Below are 24,473 nucleotides of genomic sequence, written 5' to 3' on the forward strand. Positions count from 1 at the left end.
CCTGCCTGGGAAATTTGCCGCCTCAGGTGCCATGCGGGTTGGCGAGGGGAGGGTGGCGGATTCGCCGAAATTTTGACGAAGTCGGGAAAACCTCATTGAGATTTACAATGGTGACAGGTCATTGACGTAGTGGCCATGTGCTCATAATCTCGCCCTGCAGCAGCAAAGAATTCCTTGGTCCAACCCGATTGGATGTTCCTCGTAGTGGGAGGGGGTTATGCGCTCGACACTTCTTATAAAGTTTGTGTTTTTGCTGATACTTCTCAGTGGGGCGGCAGGTACTGCCGGTTCCTATATCAATCAGACCAGCGTCGTACCGACTTCCACGGTTGCCTGGTTGATTGCCTCGGCGTTGATCGGCTTCGTTGCCGTCGCCAACCGGCGAAACGTCTAGCCGGCTCTTCCGAGTTACGCTCTGCGCGGTCGCGCGGGTTAAAGAGATTGATTCACAGTTGCCGCCGCTTGCATCGGGCGGCGGCAACTATTGTTTAGTCTGTGGAATATACCTGGCGGGTTTTTAATGGCTGCCAGGGGGTGTCGAAAGTGTCGCGGTTCAATGCGCAGCGGTCGATTCCGCTGGCGCCTTGTTTAAATCCCGACGCTGGCTATATTCCATTTGTCCGTTGTTCCGAGGGTGTCGCTGGCGGCATGGGTTGTGCCTGTCGCGCCCCGGTGGAATTCGGTCTCGTGGATGCTCGAGGCCTTGCGGCGGGTCGTTCATTGCCGCGGATAGGGGAGTGGTTTCGCCCCGTTTTCACGCGAAGTGCTTGGCGTGGCTACCTGGTCGGAGGGAACCCGATGTTGCGTTTGCTGTTTTCCGTGTTCTGCATGCTGGTCGTGTGGTCCGGCGCCAGCAGTGCCGATGAAAGAAACGCGCCTTACCTGCTCAGCCCCGGTGATGTGATCCTGGTTTCGGTCTGGCGTGAAGACAGCCTGCACCAGGAGGTCAAGGTACTGCCCGACGGCAGCATCACCTTCCCCCTGGCTGGCCGGGTCGACGTCGCCGGGCTGGACGCCACGGCCGTGTCGAAGAAGATCGCGGCCAAGCTCGAGACCTACCTACCCGAGCCCAACGTCAGCGTGGTGGTCACCAGCATCGCCGGCAACCTGGTCTACGTGCAGGGCAAGGTGGCCAAGCCCGGCCCGGTGCTGATGGAAGGCCCGACCGCGGTGCTGCAGGCGCTGAGCATGTCCGGCGGGCTGGACAAGTTCGCCGACGAGGACGCGATCAAGGTCATCCGCCGCAAGGGCGACGCCCAGCAGGTGCTGCCGGTGCGCTACCGCGACCTGATCTCCGGGCGTGACATGTCCACCAATATCCAACTCCAGGCTGGCGACACGCTGGTCGTACCCTGACCTTGCGTGGCGCAACGGGGCTCATCGTGCCTAGGCTGCGTGCGACCGGGGTGGCGACGGCGATCTGCATGCTGCCGTTTCCCGCCATGGTACAGGCGGCTGTCTGGCATTCGGCGGTGGAACTGCCGATGAAGGTCGAATACGACAGCAACCCGCTGCTCGACGCCACCCTCGACAAGTCGGTGACGCGCACCATCATCGCGCCCGATTTCACCCTGGTCGGCACCTACGGCCTGGACGAGCTGAGTTTCGGCGCCGGGGTCGAGGCCGTGCGCTCCTCCGACACCTCGGTGATTGCCAACCACGAGGACCCGAACCTGCGGCTGGGCTGGAAACGCTACAACGACAAGGGCAGTTTCGGGCTCGACGCCAGCTATGTGGAAAGTTCGACGCTCTCCACGGCAGTGCAGCAAACCGGCGTGGTCACTTCCGACGGCACGCAGAAGATGTATTCGCTGTTCGGCAACTGGACTCGGGAACTCGACGAGAGAAACACCCTGAGCAATGAAACCGGCTACCGGCATGTCACCTACGACGTCAGCGACCTGACCGACTACGACGAGTATGTCAGCAGTTTCACCCTGGACCATGCCTGGAGTGAACGCCTCGACCTGTTCGGTCGCTTCACCGCGCGGCGTTATGAGCCGGACCAGACTTCCAATACTTCTTCGTCCGGTTTTTCCACATCCAACAGCTACGACCCGCAAGTCGGCCTGAAGTACCAGTTTTCCGAGCGCCTGCGCGCGTCGATGTACGTCGGGGTCAACAAGGACAGCAGTGCAGACGGTGGCCCGCGCGGCGAGGGTGGCGTCACGGTCAACTACAAGGGAGAGCGCTTCGATGCGAGTCTGGATGCGAGCCGCAGTTCGGTGGCCAGTGGCGAGGGCGGTTTCAGCGAAATCGATGTGGTCCAGGGCACCTGGAGCTACGACGTCGATGAACTCAGCCGGATCGGCTTCTCGGCGTCCTGGCAGGACAGCAAGGGGCAGACGCCGAACACGCTGCGCCAGGTCGGTGCCTGGGGCACCCGCGATCTCTCGCCTTTCTGGTCGGTGCGCCTATCCTTGAGCTACAACGAGCGCCAGCGTGAAGGCGTGCAGGATGCCGATAGCAAGGTTGTCGGGGTGAGCCTGATCTACAGGTTCTCCAACCTCTGAACTTCAGCAGTGTGGTTATTATGAAATCCGAATACGAGATGTCACTTAACGACTACATTGCCATTATCAAGGACAGGGCCCTGTTGCTGGGGCTGGGCATCGTACTGATTCTGGCAGCGAGTATCGCGGTCGCCGTCGCCATCCCGCCGGTCTACCAGGCTTCCGGCACCATCCTGGTCGAGTCCCCGCAGATTTCCCCCGACCTGATCTCGGCGAACAGCGGCTTCGCCGACGACCGCATCGAAGTTATCCGCCAGCGGGTGATGTCCCGCGAGCACCTGCTGGCGATCGTCGACAAGTACCACCTGTTCGCCGGCGGCGGCTATGTGCTGAGCGAGGCCGACCGGATCGAGCAGCTGCGCAACGCCATCGAGGTTTCCCGGGTCAATTCCTATACCCCGGGCCGTGGCGAGTCGACCATCGCCTTCAAGGTGTCCTTCGACTACAAGGACCCGGCGGTCGCCCGCGACGTGGCCAATGACCTGGTCACCCTGTTCCTCGACGAGAACATCAAGCAGCGTACCGAGCGGGCCAGCGAAACCACCGAGTTCCTCAGCCAGGAAGCGGACAAGCTGCGCAGCGACCTGGAGGTGCTGGAGAACAAGCTGGCGGACTTCAAGCAGCAGCACGCCAACGCCCTGCCCGAGCACCAGGAAATGCGCATGAACATGCTCTCGCGGGCGCAGCTCGACCTGCAGGAGGTCGACCGCGACTACAAGGCCGCGCAGGAGGAAATGCGCTACCTGGAGATGGAGCAGTCGGCGGCGCTCGCCGGGTCGCGCGCCGTGCCCCTGCCCAGCGCCGCCCCCGGCACCGAGCAACCCGAGGACCTCGCCACCCTCAAGGCCCGCTACGTCACCTTGCGCGCGCGCTACACCGAGGCCCATCCGGACGTGCGCGCGGTCAAGCGCAAGATCGAGGCCCTGGAAGCCAGCGGCGCCAAGGGCGGCCCGGCGGCGCCGGTGAGCCTGGACGCGGCCCGGGCGGAGACCCGCGTCGCCGCGGCGCAGTCGCGGATCAAGTCGTTGCTCGAACAGAAGCGCGAGCTGGCGAGCAAGATCAGTTCCTACGAGGCGGACATCCTCGAGACGCCGCAGGTCGAGCGCGGCATGGTCACGCTGACCCGCGACCACGACAACGCGCGCAAGAAGTACGAGGAAATCCGCACCAAGGAGATGAACGCGAAGATCTCCGAGAACCTGGAGCAGGAAAACAAGGCCGAGCGCTTTGTGCTGCTGGAGCCGCCGCTGATGCCCGAGCGGCCGATCAAACCGAACCGCAAGAAGATCGTCGCGCTCGGCGTGGTCCTCGCGCCCGCCGGCGCCGGTGGCCTGGTCATGCTGCTGGAGGCGCTGAACCAGCGCATCCGCGGGGTCAATGCCCTGGGCAGCGTACTGGGGCGGCGCGTGCTCGCCGCCATTCCCTTCATACCCACCCAGGAGGAGCTGGCGCGGCGGCGCAAATGGCGCATTTTCCTGATCGTCGGCGGCCTGGTGGCGGCTGTCCTGGCGTTGGTGCTCCTGCACATTTTCTACATGCCGCTGGACCTTCTGCTATTCAAGGTCATGGCTCGGTTCGCATAGGAAAGCAGTAATGGACAGAAATAAGCCGGCTAAAGACAAAGCGCTGCTCCTGGGTTCACCGAGGGCCGTCGTTCCTGAGCCCGCCAAGGCGGATCACCCGGTGACCCTGGACCCGTTCGACTACACCCGGACCCGTGTCGTGCCCCTGCGCGCGGATCACCTGGAGCGCAACCGGATCGTCGCCTACAACAAGAACTCGACCATGAGTTCGGCCTTCGACCTGCTGCGCACCCAGGTGCTGCAGACCATGGAGGAGAACGGCTGGCGCACCCTGGCGATCACCTCGCCGACGCCCGAGTCGGGCAAGACGGTGGTGGCGATCAACCTGGCCATGAGCATCGCCCACCACACCACCAAGACCGCGCTGCTGGTCGACTTCGACCTGCGCCGGCCACGGGTGGGGGCCTACCTGGACCTGCCCATGGAGGCGTCGCTTAATGAACTGCTCAAGGGCGAGGCCGGGCTGGAGGAAGTGCTGGTCAACCCGACGCTGCCGCGCTTCGTGGTGCTGCCGACCCGCGAGCCGGTGCCGTTGTCCACCGAGCTGCTGTCCTCGCCCCGGGTGAGCAATTTGATCAGCGACCTGCGCGAGCGCTACGACTCGCGCATCTGCATCTTCGACCTGCCGCCGTTGCTGAGTTCCGACGACGCCATCACCGTGCTGCCGAAGTTCGACTGCGTGCTGCTGGTGGTGGCCAACGGAATGAACAACAAGAAGGATGTGGAGGACTGTCTCTACCACCTGGGCAACGTCAACCTGATCGGCACCGTGCTGAACAAGGCCGAGCCGCCGGACCACACCTACTACTAGGTCGCGATCCGGGCCGGCGCCTGGCGCCGGCCCGGCGTTTCAGCGCCAGGGGTGCTTGCTTTCCCAGTTCCAGGCGTGGCTCAGGATCTGCTCCAGCGCGGCGAACTCCGGGCGCCAGCCGAGCAGGCTGCGCGCCTTGCTGGCGTCGGCCACCAGGCGCGGCGGGTCGCCGGCGCGGCGTGGCGCGTCGCGGCAGACGATGGTCCGGCCGGTCACCTGGCGCGCCACGTCTATCACCTCCTGCACCGAGAAGCCCTGGCCGTTGCCGAGGTTGAAGGCCGTGCTCGCGCCGCCCGCCAACAGGTAGTCCAGGGCCAGCGCGTGGGCGCTGGCGAGGTCGGCGACATGGACGTAGTCGCGGATGCAGGTGCCGTCGGGGGTGTCGTAGTCGCGGCCGTAGACGGTGACGTCGGCGCGCCGCCCGGAGGCGGCCTGGAGGATCAGCGGCAGCAGGTGGGTTTCCGGCTCGTGGCATTCGCCCAGCTGGCCGCCCGGATCGGCGCCGGCGGCGTTGAAGTAGCGCAGGCACACCGACTTCAGCCCGTAGGCGCGGTCGAAGTCCTCCAGCACCTGCTCCACCATCCACTTGCTGCGGCCATAGGGGTTGATCGGCGCCTTGGGGTGGGTCTCATCGATGGGGTCGCACAGCGGCTCGCCATAGACGGCGGCGGAGGAGGAGAACACCAGGCGCCTGACGTCCGCCCGCAGCATCGCCTGCAGCAGCGTGAGGGTCGCCGCGACGTTGTTCTGGTAGTAGCGCGCCGGCTCGCTGACCGACTCGCCGACCTGGATGTAGGCGGCGAAGTGGAATACCGCGTCGAAGCGCTGCGCGGCGAACAGGGCGTCCAGGCCCTGGCCGTCGGCGATGTCCAGTTCGATGGACGGGTCGTGCAGCGGGTTGGCGACCCGGTCCGCCACCACCACTGCATGTCCCGCATCCAGCAGGTGCCGGACCATGTGCGAACCTATGTAGCCTGCGCCGCCGACAACCAGAAACTTCATCCATCTCTCCTGGAATCTGTTGGTGCTCGAGCGCCGGCGCTGCTGTCCGCGCGATCGTCCCTGGGCTTGCGGTACTACTGGGTGGTGCTGGAAGGGGGTGTTTCGCCTGAGACTCTAGATGCCTTTTTCAGGAACAGCCAATTGCTCATCTTCTGCCCGTCGAGGCTGATGGTGTAGCGCCCGTCGCGGTACGGCGCGGCCAGCGGTTCGGCCTGCTTCGGGGTGCCGCCGAGGTAAAGCGAGAGGCCCGGCGGCGCCTTGATGCTGAAGCTGCCTTCCAGGGGTTCGACACGGTAGGGCAGGCCGTTGTCGTCCTTGGGCACCGCGCGGGTGCCGAGGGAGATCAGCAGCGCCTGCGACTGCTCCAGCGGTTTCCCATCCAGGCTCTGTACCGCCACGCTGGCGTTGGCGGTCTTCACCTGGAGTTGCAGGTTGCCCAGTGCCAGCGTCTTGCCGCCGAGCCAGCCGCTCGCCGCCTGGGTGAGCGGGGTGTCGACGGTGAAGATGCCGTCCCGCCAGCTGCGCTTGAGTTCGCCGGTGTCGCTGCTGGCTTCGCTCGCGTTGGCGTCCAGCAGGGCCTGGTTCGGGTCGCGCACTACCTGCGCGTCGGCGGGGTAGGGGCTCGCTTGCAGCCAGGGCAGCTCCGGGGTCGCCGGCATGGCGATCTGCAGCCGGCTCTTGAGCATGGCGGTGCGCAGGAGTACCGAGTTGGCCGGGTCGATGACCTGGCCGAACAGGGTGTTCGGGGTGGGTGCGAAGACGGTGGTGGTGCTGGCCTGGCGCACGTCGCCGCGGCGGTAGAGGAGGGCGGCGGCGGGCAGGGTGGCGAGCATCGCCGGGTCGTTGTAGGTGTGCCAGTTGCTGGGGCTCATCCAGCGGCTGTCCAGGGTTTCCTGGCTGTAGGCGTATTGCACCAGGGCGTTCCAGCCCTGGTGCCGGGCGGTGGCCGCGACGTACAGCGGCAGGGCGTGGCGGTCGGGGGTGAGGAAGGGGTCGGCGTTCCACTCCGAGACGCTCAGCGGCTTGCCGGCGACCTGCGCCGCGCCGATCCAGTTGATCATGCCGTCGCTGGTCAGCGGGTTGCGCTCCAGCTGGCCGACGCCGCCGTAGCTGTGGGCGTCGATCAGGTCGCCGCTGGTCAGCGCCGGCAGCGCGCTCAGGCCGTTGCGGCCCCAGGTGCTGGTGGTGACGATCGGCACCTTCACGCCGAGGCCGCGCAGGTGGCGGATCAGGTCGACGTCGAAGCGCTGTTCCAGGTCGTTGAGGAACAGCTTGGCCGGGCCCGGCTCCCAGGAGCGCCAGGTCAGCGCGCGCGGCAGGCCGTGGCGCGCGGCGAAGGCGCTCGCCTCGTGCATGTAGAGGCGGTTGTGCTTGGGCACGTTCTTGTCCGGCAGCAGGGCGTTGCCGTAGTGCTGGGTGATGTCGTCCTCGTTGGTGAGGAGGACCGCGGCGATCGCCGGGTCGTCCTTGTAGGCCAGCCCGGTGTAGTCGTTGACGTGGCCCAGGTAGGCTTCGGCGAAGCGCTTCATGGCCTGCTGGATGGTCAGGTTCACGTAGGCGTAGCCCTTGAGACCGGCGTTGCCGTGGTCGTCCTTGGGCAGTTCGTCGAAGCCGTAGATGTCGTCCTGGGGAGTGAACTGGCGCTCGACGTGCAGGTCGAGCCAGACGTAGATGCCCTCGTCCTTCAGGCACTTGATCCACCAGTCGAGCTTCTTCAGCGACTCCGCGCTCAGGCGCTGGGTGTCGCGCAGGCTGCGGCCGTCGCCGAAGATGTTGGGCAGCACCCAGGGCGAGTCGTGGTGGTGCAGGCGCACAAGGTTGAAGCCCAGCGCCGAGAGACGTCTGGCCTGCTGTTTGATCGCGTCGTCCGGGGTGGTGAACAGCGTGTAGGCGGACAGGTTGGTGCCCCAGAAGCGCACCGGGGTCTTGTCGGCGAATTGCAGCTGCTCGCCGACCGCCTGGACGAAGCCATGCTTGCCCGCCGGTTTCTCCTCGGCGTTGAGGAACGACAGGTCGACCGGCGAGGTGCCCCAGTCGACCCGGTCGCTCGGCCAGCGCGCAGGATCGGCCAGGCCGAAGCGCTCGCTGGTGGTGCCGAGCATGGCGATATCGCCGGACACGCTGTACGTCGCCTTGAACGCCTGGTGGCCGGGGTGGATGTTGTCCTTGTAGATGAAGGCGCGCAGCTGGCCCTTGTCGCCCGGTTCGAAATACAGCCGCGCCAGCGGCGGGTCGAAGCGCACTTCCACGCGCGGCCCCTGGGCGTTCTTGCCCCAGGTCCAGCCGCTGTTGCCGGGGAGCAGCTCCGGCTGGCCCATTTCACCGTCGATCAGCGCGGGGTCGAAGCGGAACACGATGCCGCCGCCCATGACGTTGGACTGCGCGCTGTGGGCGTCGAGGCCGAACTGCCAGGTGAGGGTACGTTCGTCGCGCTTGCGGATGTCGGCCTTCAGGTCGAAGTCCAGCGCCTTGCTGATGCCGGTCAGGCTGTAGCGGCCGGGGGCGTCGACCTTGAACGAGGGTTGCAGGTCGGCCCAGGACCAGTCGCTGCCCCAGAACTCGAACGACGAGGTCAGCGCCGTGCCGCCGCCGCGGGTCAGCAGCGGCAGGCCGCTGTGTTCGTCGAGGCCGGCGACCCAGTCCGCCGCCCGCGATGCGCTTGGCGGCAGGGCCAGGAGCAGTAGTGAAAGGGTCAGCCAGGACGCGCGGCAGAGGGCCATGCCGAGGCGGCCCGGCAGGGTGATCGGCTCACGGGAGTGCTCGGACATGGCGACCTGTTCCTTGGTAAACGGCAACGGTAAGCGGCGGCTAGCGGCATGGCATATTGAGACTATAGTCAGTTGCTAGCCATTGGCTTAGGGATTGGTGGTATGTCGTCGATTGAGCTGTCGCCATCGGTGAGCCTGCGCTGGCGAGCGATCAGGGCGGGAGCCTGGAACATCCTGGCGCTGTTCGCCTCGCAGGGCATGCGCCTGGGCGGCAACCTCGTGATGACCCGGCTGCTGGTGCCGGAAATGTTCAGCGTCATGGCCATCGCCGGCGCCGTGTCGATGCTGCTGCACCTGCTGTCCGACGTCGGCCTGCGGCAGAACATCATCCAGAGCCCGCGCGGCAACGACCCGCTGTTCCTCAATACCGCCTGGACGGTGCAACTGGTGCGCGGCGTGGTGCTGTTCGGCATGACCCTGCTGGTCGCCGTCGCCGCCTGGTTCGCCCAGGTCATCGAGCTGTGGCCGGCGAACTCCACCTACGCCGCCCCGGAACTCCCCGCGGTGCTGGCGGTGACCGGTTTCACGGCGATCATCTACGGGCTGCAGTCGACCAAGGTCGACCTGGCGGTGCGCGCCTTCGAGCAGAAGAAGGTGGTGCTGGTCGAGCTGGCCACCCAGGTCACCGCGCTGCTGGCGATGCTGGTGCTGGGCTACCTCTACCGGAGCATCTGGTCGCTGGTGATCGCCGGCCTGGTGTCGGCGGTGGTCGGCACGCTGCTCGGCCACCTGATGTTCGAGGGGCCGAACAACCGCCTGGCGTGGGACCGCAGCGCGCTCAAGGAGCTGGTCGACTACGGGCGCTGGATACTCCTGTCGTCGATCGCCGGGGTGCTGGCCACCCTGGGCGACCGCATCTGGTTCGGCGGCAGCATGTCGGCCACCGAGATGGGCGTCTACTCCATCGCCGTGCTGATTCTCGGCGCCGTCCAGACCGGCGTGCTGCGGCTGGTCGGCGCCGTGGCCCTGCCGGCCTTCAGCGAGGCCGCGCGGGACACCGACAAGGATCGCCTGCGGGTCCTCTACTACCGCTCCCGGCTGCTGCTGGACGCGGTGCTGCTGTTCACCTGCGGGCTGCTGCTGACCATGAGCCCGCTGATCATCAGCTGGCTGTACGACTCGCGCTACGCCGGCGCCGGCAGGATGCTGGCGATCCTCTCGCTGTCCTGCTTCATCCTGCGCTTCACCCTGGCCCACCAGATCTGGCTGGCCCTGGGCCTGACCAAGTACCAGGCCATGGACAACATCATCCGCATCGTCTCCCTGTGGCTGCTGCTGCCGCTGCTGCTGGCCATCGGCGGGGTGAACCTGGCGATCTGGGGCGTGGCGCTGCACACCCTGCCCACGCTGGTGCTGATCTACTACGTGAACCGCGAGCTGGGCATGTTCGACTGGAAGCGCGAGCTGGCCGTGCTGCCGATACTGGCCGTGGGAGCGCTGTGCGGCGAGTTGCTGACCCTGCTGTTCCGCTGACGCCGCCCCACGGTGCGGCGCCGGTGGGCGAATATTCTTTCGACGGGAACCCGATGGATGAATGTGATCGACTATTTTGACCGGGCGAGAATCGTCAATATCGCCTCGAGAACCGACCGGCGCCGCGAGACGATCGACGAGTTCGCACGCAACGGCTTCCCCATCGAGACGGAGAAGGTGGCGTTCTTCCCGGCGGTGACCCCCAGCGAGGCCGCCGGTTTCCCGAGCATCGGCGCCAGGGGCTGCTTCATGAGCCACCTGGAGATACTGGAAGATGCGCTGCGCGCGAAGGCGCGGAACGTCCTGCTGCTGGAGGACGACATCCAGTTTTCCAGGCGCATCGGGCCCTACGGGCGGCAGGCCATCGAGGCCCTGGACGGCATGGAGTGGGACCTCGCCTACTTCGGCCACCCGTTCGAAGGGAACGCCGCCGCGCCCGCCTGGGCGGCGGTGGACCGGCCCATCCACCTGTCGCACTTCTATGCCGTGAACGGCCAGTGCATCGAGCGCCTGCGCGACTTCCTGCTGCAGATCCTGGCGCGGCCGCCGGGGCATCCCGACGGCGGCCCCATGCATTACGACGGCGCGCTGAATACCTTCATCCGCCAGGAGCAAGGCGTGCAGGCCTACTACTTCACCGCGAACCTGGGCTACCAGCGCCCCTCGCGGACGGACCTGCACGCGCTTTCCGTGATGGACCGCACGCCGCTGCTGAGTACCGCGATGGTGCTCCTGCGCAAGCTCAAGGCCGGCGCCCTGCGCCGCGTCCGCTAGCCCGGCCGTTGCGCGCCGGGGCGCCCGCGCAGTTGCAGGCCGGCATTCGCGGCCGGCAGCGCCCGGGCCGGCGCGCGTTCGGCGACCATCCGCGCGTAGGCCACGCCGACCCCGGCCACCGACCAGTACACCACGGGGATCACCGTGATGCTGCTGACGGTGAAGATGATCACCAGTATCCCCAGCAGGGTCGCCAGTAGCGCCCGGCCGAGCCGGCAGGCTTCGTCGTCGCGGTCGGCGAACGAGCGCACGGCCCTGAAGATGCCGAACAGGATGCAGGCGAAGAAGGCGAGGAACAGCCCCAGCCCGATCAGGCCGATGTTCAGCGCCAGGCCCAGGTAGGTGTTGACGATGTCGATGATCCCCTCGCCCTGGATCATCGACTGCATTTCCGGGGTGTTGCGGAAGTCGAACGAGCCGAGCAGCGGGTTGCGCTGGATGGTGATCAGCGAGTTGTCGAGCAGGCGTTCGCGGTAGGTGATGTTTTCATTGTCCACGCTGCCGATGAAGGGCAGCAGGTCGAGCAGCTTTTCCCCGCCGGGCACCAGCGCCAGCGCCGGGATCGCCAGTACCCCCGCCAGCGCCAGCGGGACCAGGCGGCGGATCGCGCCGCGGCCGGTGGCGATGAACGCGCCGATGATGACCACCGCGCCGATCCACGGGCCGCGCGACAGCGGCGCGAACAGCCCGCCGGCCAGCAGCAGGGCGCCCAGGCGGCGGCGCAGGCGGCTGCGCACGTCGGCCTGGAGGAACAGGTAGAAACCGATGGCCACGCAGATCACGTAGCCCAGCACGATGGCCTGGCCGGTGGTGGCGCTGGCGCGCAGCAGACCGCCGCGGCCGAGGTAGTTGGACATGCTCCATTCCAGGCCCATGGCGCCGACCACGGCGCTGTACAGCAGCCAGTGCCAGGCGAATTCGAAGATGGCCACGATCGACAGCAGCATCCCCGCCAGCACGAAGCCGAGCAGGGCGTCCTTGAAATCCTGGACGGTCCTCAGCGCCCGGCTGGCCACGTAGTAGGGCAGGAACACGTCGGTGAACAGGTACAGGCTCTGCCGCAGGGTGTCGGTGAGCGTGGTGGCGCGCAGCGAGAGCAGGCTGATCAGCACCAGGCTGGCGGCCAGGAAACGGTCGGGCCAGAGGCGCCCGAACGAGGTCGTGGCAGCCTGCCGGCTCAGCGTCAGGTAGGCCGGCAGCAGTACGCAGAGTTCCAGCAGGCGCACATGGTCGAGGTCGAGCAGGTAGTTGATCAGGCCGAAGCCGGGCACCTGCGCCTGGGCCGGCGGGATGAGGAACAGCAGCATGAAGAACAGCGCCAGCGGGTTGCGCTCGTGACGCCCGATGACCAGCAGCAGGGCCGCGGTCACGCCGGCGTACACCCAGAAGCTGTGGGACAGGAACGCCAGCAGCGTCAGGCCGAACCACAGGTTGCGGCGGCGCTTGAAATCGCTGTCGGGGATCAGGTCGGTCGCCGCCCGACGGGCCAGGATGAAGACGACGGCGGCCAGAAACAGGATGACTATCAGCGCGCGGATGTGCTCAGGCATGGGGGACCTGTTCCTTGGTGATCGACGCCTAGCGGGATGGCTAATTGAGACTATAGTGATTTTCTAGTCATCGGGTCAGGGATCGATGCTATGCCATCGATTGAAGTACCGCCATTGGCCAGCCTGTGTCTGCTCCGCGCGGGGGCGGTAGCGCACAAGCCCAGGATTGGCCGGCACTTCCTTCGCGGCAGCGCACGACGGGATCGCCCAATCATTTCGCCGATGCGGGTCTGGGGAGCATGAAGAAGTGGGTCTTTGACGCCTCTGCGCTGGATCGCAGGGGCTTTCTCAGGGCGTGTGTGGTGTTGGGGATGGGGGGCGCGGTAGCCCGGCTCCCGGGTGCGGGAACACGGCGGCTCGCGGACGACGGCGGCTTCGTCGTGGTCAATGGCTGGGTGCTGCCCGCTCGCTACTTCCAGGATGCGCAGGGATGATAAGGGACTACCAGACGCAGAAGGCGCATCGCGATGCCTATGACTTCTGCATCGTCGGCGCCGGGCCGGCCGGCATCACCCTGGCCTTGCACCTGGCCGGGGCCGGGTGGAGCGTGGCGTTGCTGGAGGGCGGCGGACGCGAGCCCGAGCAGCGCTCGCAGTCGCTCTACCAGTGCACGCTGAGCGACCTCGACATGTTCCCCGAGGCCACCCGCCTGCGCTACCTCGGCGGCACCTCCAATCACTGGTCGGGGCGCTGCCGGCCGTTCGAACCTTCCGACTTTTCCGCTACGCCGCCCGGCGGCCTGTCCGGCTGGCCCATCGCCTTCGCCGACATCGAGCGCTACCTGCCGGCGGCCATGGCCATCGTCGACCTGCCGGCGGGGGCCGATTTCAAGGCCTGCAACGCCCCCCTGGTCGGCGGCGAGTTCGACGCCGACCGCTTCCTCCTGAGCCCGCCGACGCGCTTCGCCAGCAAGTACGCCGACGCCCTCGAAAAGACCGCCGGGCTCGAACTGTTCCTCAACTGCAATTGCGTCGACATCCAGTTCGAGCCGGGCAGCGGCCGTGTCGGCGCGGTCGTGGTGTCCGACTACGACGGCCAGCGCGACAGCTTCAAGGCGACGCATTTCATCCTCGCGACCGGGGCCATCGAGAATGCCCGGCAACTGCTCAACAGCCAGTCCCTGGCCGCCGCCGGCGTGGTGCGCGAGGACGGCTTCGTCGGGCGCTGCTTCATGGAACACCTGAACATCGACATGGGCACCTTCATCCTCAAGCAAGGGCAGGACCCCGAGCCGCGCCAGTTCTACACCAGCGACGCGTTCGTGAAGGCGCAGCACGCGGGCAAGGGCAACGTGTCCATCTCGTTGCTGCAGTCGGTCACCGCCTACGGCCGGACCGCCGAGATCAAGGATTTCCTGGAAAACCTCAGCTGCGATATCGGCATCGCCCACAAGCTCGATTTCATCGTCAAGTTCAACTGCCCCGGCGACGGCACCATCGGCACCATGATCGAACAGTTCCCCAACCCGCAGAGCCGCGTGTCGCTGGTCGCGGAGCGCGACCCGCTGGGGATGCCCAAGGCCAGCATCAACTGGCAGCTGAGCCCCGCGGACCGGCACACCATCAAGGTCATCGGCCTGGAAATGGCCAAGCGTTTCGCCGACTCGGGGCTGGGCTTCGTCAAGCTGCACGAGTACGTCTACGACGCGACCCTGCCGCTGACCATGACCCCCCACGCCCATCACATGGGGACCACGCGCATGGCCGCTTCGGCCGAATCCGGCGTCGTCGACAGCGACTGCAAGGTGTTCGGCACCGCCAACCTCTACGTCGCCGGCAGCAGCATCTTCGCCACCGGCGGCGCCAGCAACCCGACGATGCCGCTACTGCAGTTCGCCCTGCGCCTGGCGGAGCATCTCGACCAGCAGATGTCCCGAGGCAGGGCAGGGAGCTCCTGAGCCGCGTCCGTTCGAATTACAAGAGAGGGGGGCGCCCTGCGCTCCGGCCGTACGAGTGACTGAGTTTGCGAGGCTAGCAGAATGAAGGAATCGATAAGGCGCGCACTGACTCGCTTTTTCCTGTCCACCGGCCGCGGGCGCGGCTACTACAAGCGGCTCTGCCGGCCCAACGGCCGCGAGTGGGCGCAGTACCTGGCGCGCTGGGGCGGCTTGTACGGCATGGGCGACAACGTCGAGATCAATGCCGGCTGCAACATCACCGACCCCGCGCTGGTGCGCCTGGGCAGCAACGTCGGCCTGTCGGACTGCACGCTGATCGGCCACGACGGCGTGGCCGCCATGTTCAACATCTGCTACCAGAAACAGGTGGACTCGGTCGGCGCCATCGACATCCGCAACAACAGTTTCGTCGGGCATGGCGCGATCATCCTGCCCGGCGTGACCATCGGCCCGGACGCGATAGTCGCGGCGGGCGCCATCGTGACCAAGGACGTGCCCCCCGGAACGGTGGTCGGGGGCAATCCGGCGAAGGTCATCTGCACCATCGAAGCGCTGATGAACAAAGTCGAGGAGCGTTGCGCCAAGTACCCGTGGATGGACCTCATCCGCCAGCGCAGCGGCCACTTCGATCCCGCTCTCGAGCCGAGGCTGGCGGCGATGCGGGTGCAGTACTTCTTTGGTGGAGGAGCCGATGACTAGCGAGGTCCTCGACGTACTCATCGTCAACTACAACACGGCGGCGCTGCTGCAACCGATGTTCGACGCCATGCGCCGGGCGGACGGCGCGCACCGGGCGAACTACCTGGTGGTGGACAACGCCTCCGCCGACGACTCGCTGGCGTGCCTGGCCAGGGCCTGCCCCGAGGCGCTGGTGCTGGCGAACGAGCGCAACGTCGGCTTCGGCCGGGCGAACAACCAGCTGGTCGCGCACCTGAAGGGCAAGTACGCGCTGCTGCTCAATACCGACGCCTTCGTCGCCGCCGACAGCCTCGACAAAACCCTCGAGTACATGGACGCGCACCCGGAGTGCGGCATCCTCGGCGTGCGCCTGGTCGGCCGCGACGGCGAGCTGCAACCGTCCTGCCGGCACTTCCCGACGCCGCTGAACCTGTTCGCCGTGCGCACCGGGCTGGGGCGCTTCTTCCCCGGCATGCGCATGGTCGACGACATGACCTGGGATCACGCCTCGGTGCGCGAATGCGACTGGCTGCCCGGCTGCTTCTACCTGATCCGTCGCGAGGTCATCGAGCAGGTCGGCCTGTTCGACCCGCGCTACTTCCTCTATTACGAGGAGGTGGACCACTGCAAGCGCGTCAAGCAGGCCGGCTGGAAGGTCGTCTACTACCCGCATACCACGGTGGTGCACATCGGCGGCGAAAGCTCCCGCTCGGTCGCCGAGGTGGAGGCGGCCGGCCGGCAGATATCGCTGCTGCAGATCGAGAGCGAGCTCCTGTATTTCCGCAAGCACCATGGCCTGTCCGGCCTGGCGCTGCACCTGGCGCTGTGGAGCCTGGGCGATTTCATCCTGGCCACCAAGGCCCTGCTCAAGGGCCGCGGCTGGCCCAGCGCGCGGGGCTTCTGGCGGCACGCGCGGACGGTCTGGGGCTTGGTGTTCGACACCCGCTTCGCCAGCCAGCCGACGCGATAGGGGGCGGCATGTTCGACAACGTACGCATGGATCTGCGCGCCCACCGGGGCGACTGGGCCGCCCAGGGCTTCTGGGTGATGCTGGTCTACCGCTTCGGGCGCTGGCGCTACGGCGTGCGCCCGGCGCCGCTGCGCAAGTGTTTCTCGATCCTCTACAAGATTCTTTTCAAGCTGGTGCAGATCGTCACCGGCGTGGAGCTGCCCTGCGAGGTGGAGATCGGCCGCAACTTCGTCATCGACCATTTCGGCGGGATCATCGTCAGCGGCTACGCGCGCTTCGGCGACGACTGCCGCATCCGCAACGGCGTGACCATCGGCCTGAAGAACCTGGCCGAGCCGGGCGCCCCGGTGTTCGGCAACAACGTCGACATCGGCGCGGGGGCCAAGGTGCTGGGCAAGATTCGCATCGGCAACAACGTGGTGATCGGCGCCAACGCCGTGGTGCTCATCGACGTGCCGGACGACTCGCTGGCCGTGGGCGTGCCGGCGACCATCAGGCAGCGCCGGCCCGGCGGGGCGGCGGAGGTTCCCGAGCGGCTCGACGCGGCGTCCCGCGCGGAGGGCGCGGGATGAACAGCGTGGCCACGGGCATCGGCGTCGTCGTCATCGGCCGCAACGAAGGCCAGCGCCTCGAACGCTGCCTGGCCTCGCTGGTGGGCGCGGCGGACCTGGTGGTCTACGTCGACTCCGGCTCCACCGACGGTTCGGTGCGGATGGCCCGGGGCCTCGGAGTGGAAGTGCTGGAGCTGGACATGGCGCGGCCGTTCACCGCGGCGCGCGCGCGCAACGAAGGTTTCGCCGTGGCGCGAAGGCTGCTGCCGGCGATGCGCTACGTGCAGTTCGTCGATGGCGATTGCGAGGTGGCCGCCGGCTGGCTGTCGCGAGCGCGGGCGTTCCTCGATGCGCAGCCGCAGGTGGCGGTGGCGTGCGGGCGGCGCCGCGAGCGCTTTCCCCAGCGCTCGGTCTACAACCTGCTGTGCGATCTGGAATGGGACACGCCGGTGGGCGAGGCCAAGGCCTGCGGCGGCGATGCCTTGATGCGCGTCGACGCCTTCGTGGCCATGGCCGGGTATCGCCCGGACCTCATCGCCGGGGAGGAGCCGGAGCTGTGCGTACGCCTGCGCGGCGCCGGCTGGAAGGTCTGGCGCCTGGACGCGGAAATGACCCTGCACGACGCGGCCATGACCCGCTTCAGCCAGTGGTGGCGGCGCAGCCTGCGCACCGGCTACGCCTTCGCCGAGGGCGCGGCCCTGCACGGCGCGGCGCCGGAGCGGCACTGGCTGCGCGAGTCGCGCCGCGCCTGGTTGTGGGGCCTGGGCGTGCCCCTGGCGGCCGTGCTCGCGGCCGCGCTGTCGGGCGGTTGGGGCGCGTTGCTGCTGCTGCTCTATCCGTTGCAGGTGCTGCGCCTGGCGCGGCGTGGCGGCAACGCGCCGCGGGAGAACCTGCAGCGCGCGTTCTTCCTGGTGCTGGGCAAGTTTCCGGAAATGCTCGGGCAGGTGAAGTTCCTGCTGAACCGGCTGGGTGCCGGCCGGGCCGCGCTGATCGAATACAAGTGAGAGCCCCATGAGCTACCGGGTGTTGCTGAAAAGCCTGTTCGTCGTGCATCCCGGCCACTCGCCACGGGCGTGGAAGAACCGGCTGAAGCTGTTGCTGCTGATCGCCCGGAACCGCGAGAGCGTGGAGCGGATGCTGGCGCGCCTCTCCGCCGCGCTGGGCGAAGGCGGTCGCGCCACGCTTGAAATGAATGGCCTCGGCGCCGTCCACTGGCCCTATGTCAGTCGCCGCTGGGACGCGCCGGAGCGCCTGGAGGCGCTGGCCTCGCACTACGAGGTGGTGACCCGGCGGTGCCCGCAACTGCTGCTCCTGGGGCGCGACGCGAGCCTGCTGCTGGGCGATTTATCGGCGTACTCCGCCGGGTGCAGCCTGGTGCTCGACCGCGCCTGGTGGTTCGTCCGCGAAGGCGAGTTGGTGCTGAACCTGTTCCAGGGCGAGCTGCGGGTCGCCTCGCTCGCCTTCAGCCTGCGCCAGGTGGGCGACGAGCTGTGCATCTTCGTCGGCTCGGTGCAGGGCCTCAACAAGACCGTGGACAGCGAACGCTCGCTGGCCATCTACCGCGACCTGACCAAGGACTTCGAGGGGCTGCGCCCGCGCAGCCTGCTGATCGAGGTGCTCAAGTGGATCGCCAGGAGCGTCGGCGCGACCAGGATCTACGCCGTGCGCGACGGCGACCGCCACCATCGGCATCCGTATTTCGGCGCCGACACCGAACGGGAGTTGGCGGCCGATTACGACGCCATCTGGCTGGAGCACGAGGCGACGCCTTCCGACCGCGAGGATTTCTTCAGCTTGCCCATGGCTGCGTCGCGGAAGGCGGCCGAGGACATCCCGGCGAAGAAGCGCGCCATGTACCGCCGCCGCTATGAACTGCTGGAGCGCATCCTGGCCGGGGCGGAGGCGGCGTTATCGCGCGGCGAGGAACAGCGCCGGCAACGGCTGCTGCGCCTGCACCGGGAGCGCCTGGGCGAGCTGGTCGCGCGCGGCGCCGAGACTGCCGCGGCGCCGAGGGCGGGGCGGCTGTCGACGCCGCTGCGTTACCTGAAGACCCTGCAAGGGGGCGTGCGGCGCCTGCGCTCGCACGTCGACGAGGCCGGCTGGCGAGCCACCCTGGACAAGCTTTACCGGGAACTGCGCGAGCGCGGGCCGGGGCTGCTCTGGAATCATCACCAGCGCGGGCCGGTGCCACTGGAGCTGGCGGCGCCCAGCGTGCCGGCCAGCGCCTTGTTCGCCGGCGAGGTCGTGTTGGTGGGCGACCTCGGCATGCCCGGCTACCAGCGCGAGCGGGTGCGCCAGCGGCAGCACGCGCTTGAGGCGCTGGGCTACCGCTGCCGCCTGCTCGACTGGCGTGACCCGCAGGAATGCTGGAGCGCCCTGCAGACCTGCTCGGTGGTGATCTTCCACAGGCTTCCGGCGCGCCCGGAGCTGGGGCTGCTGCTCGGCCAGGCCCGGCGGCTCGGGGTGAGCGCCTGCTGGGAGGCCGACGAGCTGATCTTCGATGCCCGCGAGTACCGCGAGAGCGCCGAGCTGGATGGCCTCGACGAGGACAGCGCGCGGCGTATCCTGGCGGCGCCGGAGGCCTACCGGCAGGCGCTGCTGGCCTGCGACCGGGCCATCGCCGCGACCCCCGAGCTGGCGGCGGCCATGCGCGAGGCCGGGGCGAAGGATGTCGTGGTCATCGAAGATAGCCTGGAGGCCGCGCCCGCCGAGGGGCGTCAGAGCGACGAGGATGACGCCACGCCGCGCATCCTCTATGACCTCGGAGGCCGGTTGCATGACCAGGACTTCCAGGTGGCGGCGCAGGCCATCCACAACGTCATGCAGGCTCGCCCCCAGGTGCGCCTGCGGATCATCGGCGACCTGGTGCTGCCCGAGGCGTTCGACGCCCTGGCGGAGCGGGTCGAACGCCTGGCCGCCGGCGAACGTGCCGACTACCCGGGCGCGCTGGCCGCGTGCGACGTCGCCGTGCTGCCGCTGGCGGCCACGCGCTTCAACGAGGCCGCAAGCCACCCCGAATTCCTCCGCGCGTCCCTGGCCGGGCTGCCCAGCGTCTGCTCGCCGCGCGGCACGCCGCGCCGGCTGATCGTCGCGGGCGACAACGGTTTCCTCGCCGACGACGAGGCGGGCTGGGAGCGCGCGCTGCTCGAACTGCTGGACGACCGGCAGTTGCGCGAAGGTGTCGGCCTGCGTATTCGCAACCGGGTGCTGGAGCAGTATTCGCCGCAGCGCATGGCGGAACAGCTGCGCCAGGTCGTCCCGGCGCTACCCAGCCGGCAGCGCAAGCGGGTGCTGACGGTGAACGCCTACTACGCGCCACGGCGGATTGGCGGCGCCACCGTCGTGGCCGGGCAGATGGCCCGGCTGGTGGCGGCGGACTCGCGCTTCGAACAGTTGGTCTTCACCTCGCTGCCGCTGAGCACCGCCTTGCCCTACAGCCTGATCCGCTACGAAGTGGACGGGGTCGCCGTCATCGGCATGGGCCTGGCCGAGACGCTGGGCACCCGCATCGACTTCGAGAACCCCGCCACCGGCCCGCTGTTCGAGGCGGTGCTGGCCAGCGTCGCCCCGGACATCGTGCACCTGCACTCCGTCCAGGGGCTGGGCGCGCAGGTGGCGGAAAGCTGCCGCAAGGCCGGCATCCCCTTCATCGTGACGCTGCATGACGCCTGGTGGGTCTGCGGGCGCTACTTCATGATCGACACGCGCGGCAACTACTGCGGGCAGAGCACCGTGCGCAGCGAGGTCTGCGCGAAGTGCGTGCCGGACCCGGCGCTGAACGACTACCGCCAGCAACTGCTCGCCGGCCACCTGAAAAAGGCCACCGCGCTGCTGGCGCCGAGCGAGTTCGCCCGGGGCCTGTACATCGCCAACGGTTTCGACCCCGGCAAGATCCGCGTCAACAAGAACGGCGTGCTGCCGCCGGCGCCCGGCTACCGCAAGCGCCCGGGCGAGGCGATCCGCTTCGGCTACGTGGGCGGACCCTTCCCGATGAAGGGCAGCGAACTGATCGCCCGTGTTTTCAGCTCGCTCGAACGTTCCGACTACGAACTGTGCATCGCCGGTGGCTCGCCGTTCGGCCCGGCGTCGAACGGCCGCGAGATCGCCGGCAAGCTGAACGTCAGCCCCGGCTACGACCCCTCGAACATCGATGATTTCTTCGCCGGCCTGGATGTCCTGCTGTGCCCGACGCAGTGCAAGGAAACCTTCGGCCTGGCCGTGCGCGAAGCGCTGGTGCGCGACATCTGGATCATCAGCACCGACGCGGGCGGCCCGGTCGACGACATCGTCGAGGGGGTCAACGGCAACATCATTCCGCTCAGCGGCGACGCGCAGTACCTGCGCCAGGCCGTCATCGCCATCCTCGACGACGCCGAGCGCTTCCGCCGGCACCGCAACCCGTTCAAGGACAAGCTCACCCTGTTCGGCGACCAGGCGCTGGAACTGCAGGGCATCTACGCCGAGATCATCGAGCAGGCGCCGCCGTCCGCGGTCGCGGCCGTTCGCCTCATTCCGTCCATCGACGGCCTGGAGCCGGGCGATGGCTACCGGGCGCGCTCCTGACTCGGGCCAACCACTCACCATGACGGTCGCCATGCGCATCACCTACTTCATCAACCAGTACCCCAAGGTCAGCCATAGCTTCATCCGCCGCGAAATCCTCGCGCTGGAGCGCCAGGGCTTCGCGGTCCAGCGTGTCGCCCTGCGCGGCTGGGACGCCGACGAGGTGGTGGATGGCGAGGACCTGGCCGAGCGCGAAAAGACCCGCTACGTGCTCAGGGGTGGCCTGAAGGGCTTGCTGAAACCGACCCTGCAACTGCTGCGCGCGCGCCCCCGGCGCTTCCTCGCGGCGCTCTGGCTGGCGCTGCGCATGGGCCGCCGCGCCGACCGCGCCTGGCCCTACCACCTGGTCTACCTGGCCGAGGCCTGCCAACTGCTGTTGTGGTCGGAAGCGTTCGGCGCGGCCCATGTGCACGCGCATTTCGGCACCAATTCCGCCGAGGTGGCGATGCTCGTCAGCGCCCTTGGCGGGCCGGCCTACAGCTTCACCGTGCATGGCCCGGAGGAGTTCGACAAAGCGCAGTTCATCCACCTGGGCGAGAAGGTCCGGCGCGCTGCCTTCGTCGCCGCCATCAGCTCCTTCGGGCGCAGCCAGCTGTACCGCTGGGTGGCCCACGAGCACTGGGCGAAGGTGAAGGTGGTGCACTGCGGGCTGGAGAAAGTCTTCCACGAGGTACCGCCCGTGGCCGTGCCGTCCGCGCCGCGGCTGGTCTGCGTGGGCCGGCTGTGCGAGCAGAAGGGCCAGCTGCTGTTGCTCGAAGCGGCGCGGCTGCTGGCGGCGCGCGCGGTGGACTTCGAGATCGTGCTGGCCGGTGACGGCGAGATGCGCGCGGAGATCGAGGCGCTGGTCGTTCGCCACGGCTTGCAGGGGCGGGTGCGCATCACCGGCTGGATCAGCGGCGCCCAGGTCCGCGAGGAAATCCTCGCCGCGCGCGCCCTGGTGCTGCCGAGTTTCGCCGAGGGCCTGCCGGTGGTGATCATGGAAGCCATGGCCCTGCGCCGCCCGGTGCTGACCACCTACGTGGCGGGGATTCCCGAACTGGTGCGCGCCGGCGAGAACGGCTGGCTGTTCCCCGCCGGCGCGGTGGAGGAACTGGCCGAGGCCATCGCCGACTGCCTCGGGCAGTCCGCCGAAAGCCTCCAGCGCATGGGTGACGCGGCCCATCGGCGGGTGCTGGAACGCCACGACATCGACACCGAGGCCGCCCGCCTGGGCGGCTTCTTCAAGGTGCCGGCATGACCGCCGCGCTGGGCTGGCTGCTCGCCGTGCCGGCGTTGCTGGCGCTGCTGCCGGCGCTGCTGTTGCTGGCGCAGGTGCTGCTCGCCTGCCTGCCGCCGCGGCTGCCGCCGGCGCCGCGCGGGGCGCGGCCACGGGTGGCGGTGCTGGTGCCGGCGCACAACGAATCCAGCCTGGTGCTCGGCACCCTGGCCAGCGTCCGCCCGCAGCTGCTGCCCGGCGACCGCTTGCTGGTGGTAGCCGACAACTGCTCCGACGACACCGCCGAGCAGGCCCGCGCGGCGGGCGCCGAGGTGATCGAGCGCAGCGACGCGCTGCGCCGCGGCAAGGGCTACGCGCTGGACTTCGGGGTGCGCCACCTGGCCGCCGACCCGCCGCGGGTGCTGATCATCGTCGACGCCGATTGCCGGGTCGCCGAGGGCAGCGTCGGCTGGCTGGCCGGCTGCTGCGTCGAGGCCGGGCGGCCGGTGCAGGCGCTCGATCTCATGCACGCGCCGGAGGGCGCCGGGCTCAAGGTGCGCGTCGGCGAGTTCGCCTGGCGCGTGAAGAACCTGGTGCGCCCGCGCGGCTGGGCGCGGCTGGGCCTGCCGTGCCAGCTGATGGGCACCGGCATGGCCTTCGCCTGGGACGATCTCGCCGAGGTGGAGCTGGCCAGCGGGCACCTGGTCGAGGACCTGAAGCTGGGCTTCGATTTCTGCCGGCGCGGCAAGCCGCCGCTGTTCTGCCCGCAGGCGCGGGTGGACAGCTTCTTCCCCAGCAGCGAGGAGGGCCAGAGCAGCCAGCGCACGCGCTGGGAGCATGGCCACCTGGGGGTGATCCTCGGCGACGCGCCCAGGCTGCTCGGCGAGTCGCTGCGCCGCCGCGACCCGCGCCTGCTGGCCATGACCCTGGACCTGCTGGTGCCGCCGCTGGCCCTGCTGAGCCTGGCGGTGGCCGTGCTGTTCGGCCTCGGCTGGCTGGCCTTCGCGCTGTTCGGCACGCTGCCGCCGGCGGCGCTGGCGACGGCCGCGCTGGTTGTGCTGGGCGCCGCCGTGGTGCTGGCCTGGGCGCGCTTCGCGCGTGGGCTGATTCCGTTTTCGGTGCTGCTGTACGCACCGTTCTACGCCCTGAGGAAGATTCCCCTGTACCTCGGCTTCCTGGTCAAGCGCCAGGTCGCCTGGGTGCGCTCCAAGCGCGAGGAGAACTGATGCCTGACATGGATTGGCGGGAGAGTTGGCGAAGCATCATCGGGCGCTTGCGCCTGGTCGGCCACGGCAGCGACGAACAGGCCCTGCTCGACGCCCTGGCCGGCGCCGAGCGGCCCACGGTGCTCGGCTTCGTCAACGCCCACTGCATGAACCTGGTGGCCCGCGACGCCGACTTCCAGCAGGCGCTGGCGGGGGCCGACATCCTCCTGCGCGACGGCAAGGGCATGGAAGTGCTGCTGCGCCGGCTGGGCCTGGCGCCGGGGCTGAACATGAACGGCACCGACTTCATCGTGAAGCTGCTGGCCGCCTTCAAGGGCCGCCCGGTGGCGCTGTGGGGTACCCGCGAGCCCTACCTGGACGAGGCCGCGCGGCTCAGCGAGGCCTTGTTCGGTGTGCGCGTGGTATCCGTCCAGCACGGCTTCGCCGACGCCGACAGCTACCTCGACCTGGCCCGCCAGGCGCGCCCGGAACTGATCGTGCTGGGCATGGGCATGCCCCGCCAGGAACTGCTCGCCGCGCGCCTGGCCAAGGCCGGCGGCCCCTGCGTGATCGTCTGCGGCGGGGCGATCCTCGACTTCCTCGGCGGCAAGGTCTCGCGTGCGCCGGCGTGGATGCGCCGGCTGGGGTTCGAATGGTTGTACCGCTTGCTGCTGGAGCCCCGGCGGTTGTTCCGCCGCTACGTGCTCGGCAACCCGGCGTTCCTGTTGCGCACGCTGTTCTATCGCGGCGCGGTGGCGACCCGTTCGGCGGTCAAGGGTTCGCGACCGCGTTGAATGGCGCGGGCCGGCGGCCCGCGACGATCGGATTGTGCTGCTACAGTGAAAGCAGTAGTCGCCTGGTTGCCGGTATGAGTGGGGGTGGCGTCGTTGGCGGCGTCTTCCGGCATGTGCTACGGCGGTTGTCGGATCAGGGAGGATCT

General features: G+C 68.2%; 20 protein-coding genes. 17 read left to right on the top strand and 3 right to left on the bottom strand.

Annotation, left to right across the window (positions count from 1 at the left end; translation table 11 throughout):
- Positions 1–217 precede the first annotated feature (217 nt).
- From eppA to P3W75_RS12310, 5 genes are all read left to right on the top strand, one after another.
- Positions 218–394, top strand: a complete 177-nt coding sequence (eppA, locus tag P3W75_RS31900; protein WP_430765366.1) for an EPS-associated small membrane protein EppA — start codon at positions 218–220, stop codon at positions 392–394.
- Between the two features lie 404 nt (positions 395–798).
- Positions 799–1,356 (top strand): polysaccharide biosynthesis/export family protein, encoded by a 558-nt coding sequence (locus P3W75_RS12295; protein WP_276227622.1) that lies wholly within the window; start codon positions 799–801, stop codon positions 1,354–1,356.
- Positions 1,357–1,382: 26 nt separating this feature from the next.
- Positions 1,383–2,513, top strand: coding sequence for a hypothetical protein (locus P3W75_RS12300; protein WP_276227623.1), 1,131 nt, complete (start codon positions 1,383–1,385; stop codon positions 2,511–2,513).
- 20 nt (positions 2,514–2,533) lie between these two features.
- The gene (locus P3W75_RS12305; protein WP_276227624.1) at positions 2,534–4,096 is read left to right on the top strand and encodes a GumC family protein; all 1,563 of its coding nucleotides are present in this window, start codon (positions 2,534–2,536) and stop codon (positions 4,094–4,096) included.
- Between the two features lie 10 nt (positions 4,097–4,106).
- Positions 4,107–4,907 carry a CpsD/CapB family tyrosine-protein kinase gene (locus P3W75_RS12310; protein WP_276227625.1) on the top strand — a complete coding sequence of 267 codons (801 nt, stop codon included), beginning with the start codon at positions 4,107–4,109 and terminating at the stop codon, positions 4,905–4,907.
- A gap of 39 nt (positions 4,908–4,946) precedes the next feature.
- Here the strand turns inward: P3W75_RS12310 and galE are convergent, their stop codons facing one another.
- Both galE and P3W75_RS12320 read right to left on the bottom strand, forming a co-directional pair.
- Positions 4,947–5,909: a UDP-glucose 4-epimerase GalE gene (gene galE / locus P3W75_RS12315; RefSeq protein WP_276227626.1), complete on the bottom strand. Its 963-nt coding sequence runs from the start codon at positions 5,907–5,909 to the stop codon at positions 4,947–4,949.
- Between the two features lie 74 nt (positions 5,910–5,983).
- Positions 5,984–8,629: a cellulase family glycosylhydrolase gene (locus tag P3W75_RS12320; protein WP_276227645.1), complete on the bottom strand. Its 2,646-nt coding sequence runs from the start codon at positions 8,627–8,629 to the stop codon at positions 5,984–5,986.
- Between the two features lie 150 nt (positions 8,630–8,779).
- On the opposite strand from P3W75_RS12320, the gene P3W75_RS12325 reads away from it, so the two are divergent.
- On the top strand, positions 8,780–10,150 hold the full coding sequence (locus tag P3W75_RS12325; protein ID WP_276227627.1) for an oligosaccharide flippase family protein: 1,371 nt from the start codon (positions 8,780–8,782) through the stop codon (positions 10,148–10,150).
- Positions 10,151–10,207: 57 nt separating this feature from the next.
- The gene (locus tag P3W75_RS12330) at positions 10,208–10,924 is read left to right on the top strand and encodes an LPS biosynthesis glycosyltransferase (protein ID WP_276227628.1); all 717 of its coding nucleotides are present in this window, start codon (positions 10,208–10,210) and stop codon (positions 10,922–10,924) included.
- Here P3W75_RS12330 and P3W75_RS12335 read toward each other — a convergent pair.
- A complete protein-coding gene (locus tag P3W75_RS12335) occupies positions 10,921–12,474 on the bottom strand; it encodes an O-antigen ligase family protein (protein ID WP_276227629.1) in 1,554 nt (517 codons plus the stop codon). The two genes, P3W75_RS12330 and P3W75_RS12335, sit on opposite strands and share 4 nt — an antisense overlap.
- A gap of 239 nt (positions 12,475–12,713) precedes the next feature.
- Between P3W75_RS12335 and P3W75_RS12340 the strand changes: the two genes are divergently transcribed.
- From P3W75_RS12340 to P3W75_RS12385, 10 genes are all read left to right on the top strand, one after another.
- Positions 12,714–12,908, top strand: a complete 195-nt coding sequence (locus tag P3W75_RS12340) for a hypothetical protein (RefSeq protein WP_276227630.1) — start codon at positions 12,714–12,716, stop codon at positions 12,906–12,908.
- A complete protein-coding gene (locus P3W75_RS12345) occupies positions 12,905–14,371 on the top strand; it encodes an FAD-dependent oxidoreductase (RefSeq protein ID WP_276227631.1) in 1,467 nt (488 codons plus the stop codon). Before P3W75_RS12340 ends, P3W75_RS12345 begins: the two co-directional genes overlap by 4 nt.
- A gap of 81 nt (positions 14,372–14,452) precedes the next feature.
- Complete coding sequence (locus tag P3W75_RS12350) at positions 14,453–15,070, top strand: acyltransferase (RefSeq protein ID WP_276227632.1); 618 nt, start codon at positions 14,453–14,455, stop codon at positions 15,068–15,070.
- Entirely contained in the window at positions 15,063–16,019 is a 957-nt protein-coding gene (locus P3W75_RS12355) for a glycosyltransferase family 2 protein (protein WP_276227633.1), read from the top strand. The genes P3W75_RS12350 and P3W75_RS12355 overlap by 8 nt, the downstream gene beginning before the upstream one ends.
- An 8-nt stretch (positions 16,020–16,027) precedes the next feature.
- Entirely contained in the window at positions 16,028–16,591 is a 564-nt protein-coding gene (locus P3W75_RS12360; protein WP_276227634.1) for a serine O-acetyltransferase, read from the top strand.
- A gap of 5 nt (positions 16,592–16,596) precedes the next feature.
- Positions 16,597–17,574, top strand: coding sequence for a glycosyltransferase family 2 protein (locus tag P3W75_RS12365; protein ID WP_276227646.1), 978 nt, complete (start codon positions 16,597–16,599; stop codon positions 17,572–17,574).
- Positions 17,575–17,581: 7 nt separating this feature from the next.
- Positions 17,582–21,133, top strand: a complete 3,552-nt coding sequence (locus tag P3W75_RS12370; protein ID WP_276227635.1) for a DUF535 family protein — start codon at positions 17,582–17,584, stop codon at positions 21,131–21,133.
- A 31-nt stretch (positions 21,134–21,164) separates the two neighbouring features.
- Entirely contained in the window at positions 21,165–22,370 is a 1,206-nt protein-coding gene (locus tag P3W75_RS12375) for a glycosyltransferase (protein ID WP_276227636.1), read from the top strand.
- On the top strand, positions 22,367–23,554 hold the full coding sequence (locus P3W75_RS12380) for a glycosyltransferase family 2 protein (protein ID WP_276227637.1): 1,188 nt from the start codon (positions 22,367–22,369) through the stop codon (positions 23,552–23,554). The genes P3W75_RS12375 and P3W75_RS12380 overlap by 4 nt, the downstream gene beginning before the upstream one ends.
- An 8-nt stretch (positions 23,555–23,562) precedes the next feature.
- On the top strand, positions 23,563–24,327 hold the full coding sequence (locus tag P3W75_RS12385; RefSeq protein ID WP_276227647.1) for a WecB/TagA/CpsF family glycosyltransferase: 765 nt from the start codon (positions 23,563–23,565) through the stop codon (positions 24,325–24,327).
- The last annotated feature ends 146 nt before the right edge of the window (positions 24,328–24,473 follow it).

Origin of the sequence: Pseudomonas citronellolis (genome assembly GCF_029335315.1) — a bacterium.
Lineage (GTDB): Bacteria > Pseudomonadota > Gammaproteobacteria > Pseudomonadales > Pseudomonadaceae > Pseudomonas > Pseudomonas citronellolis_A.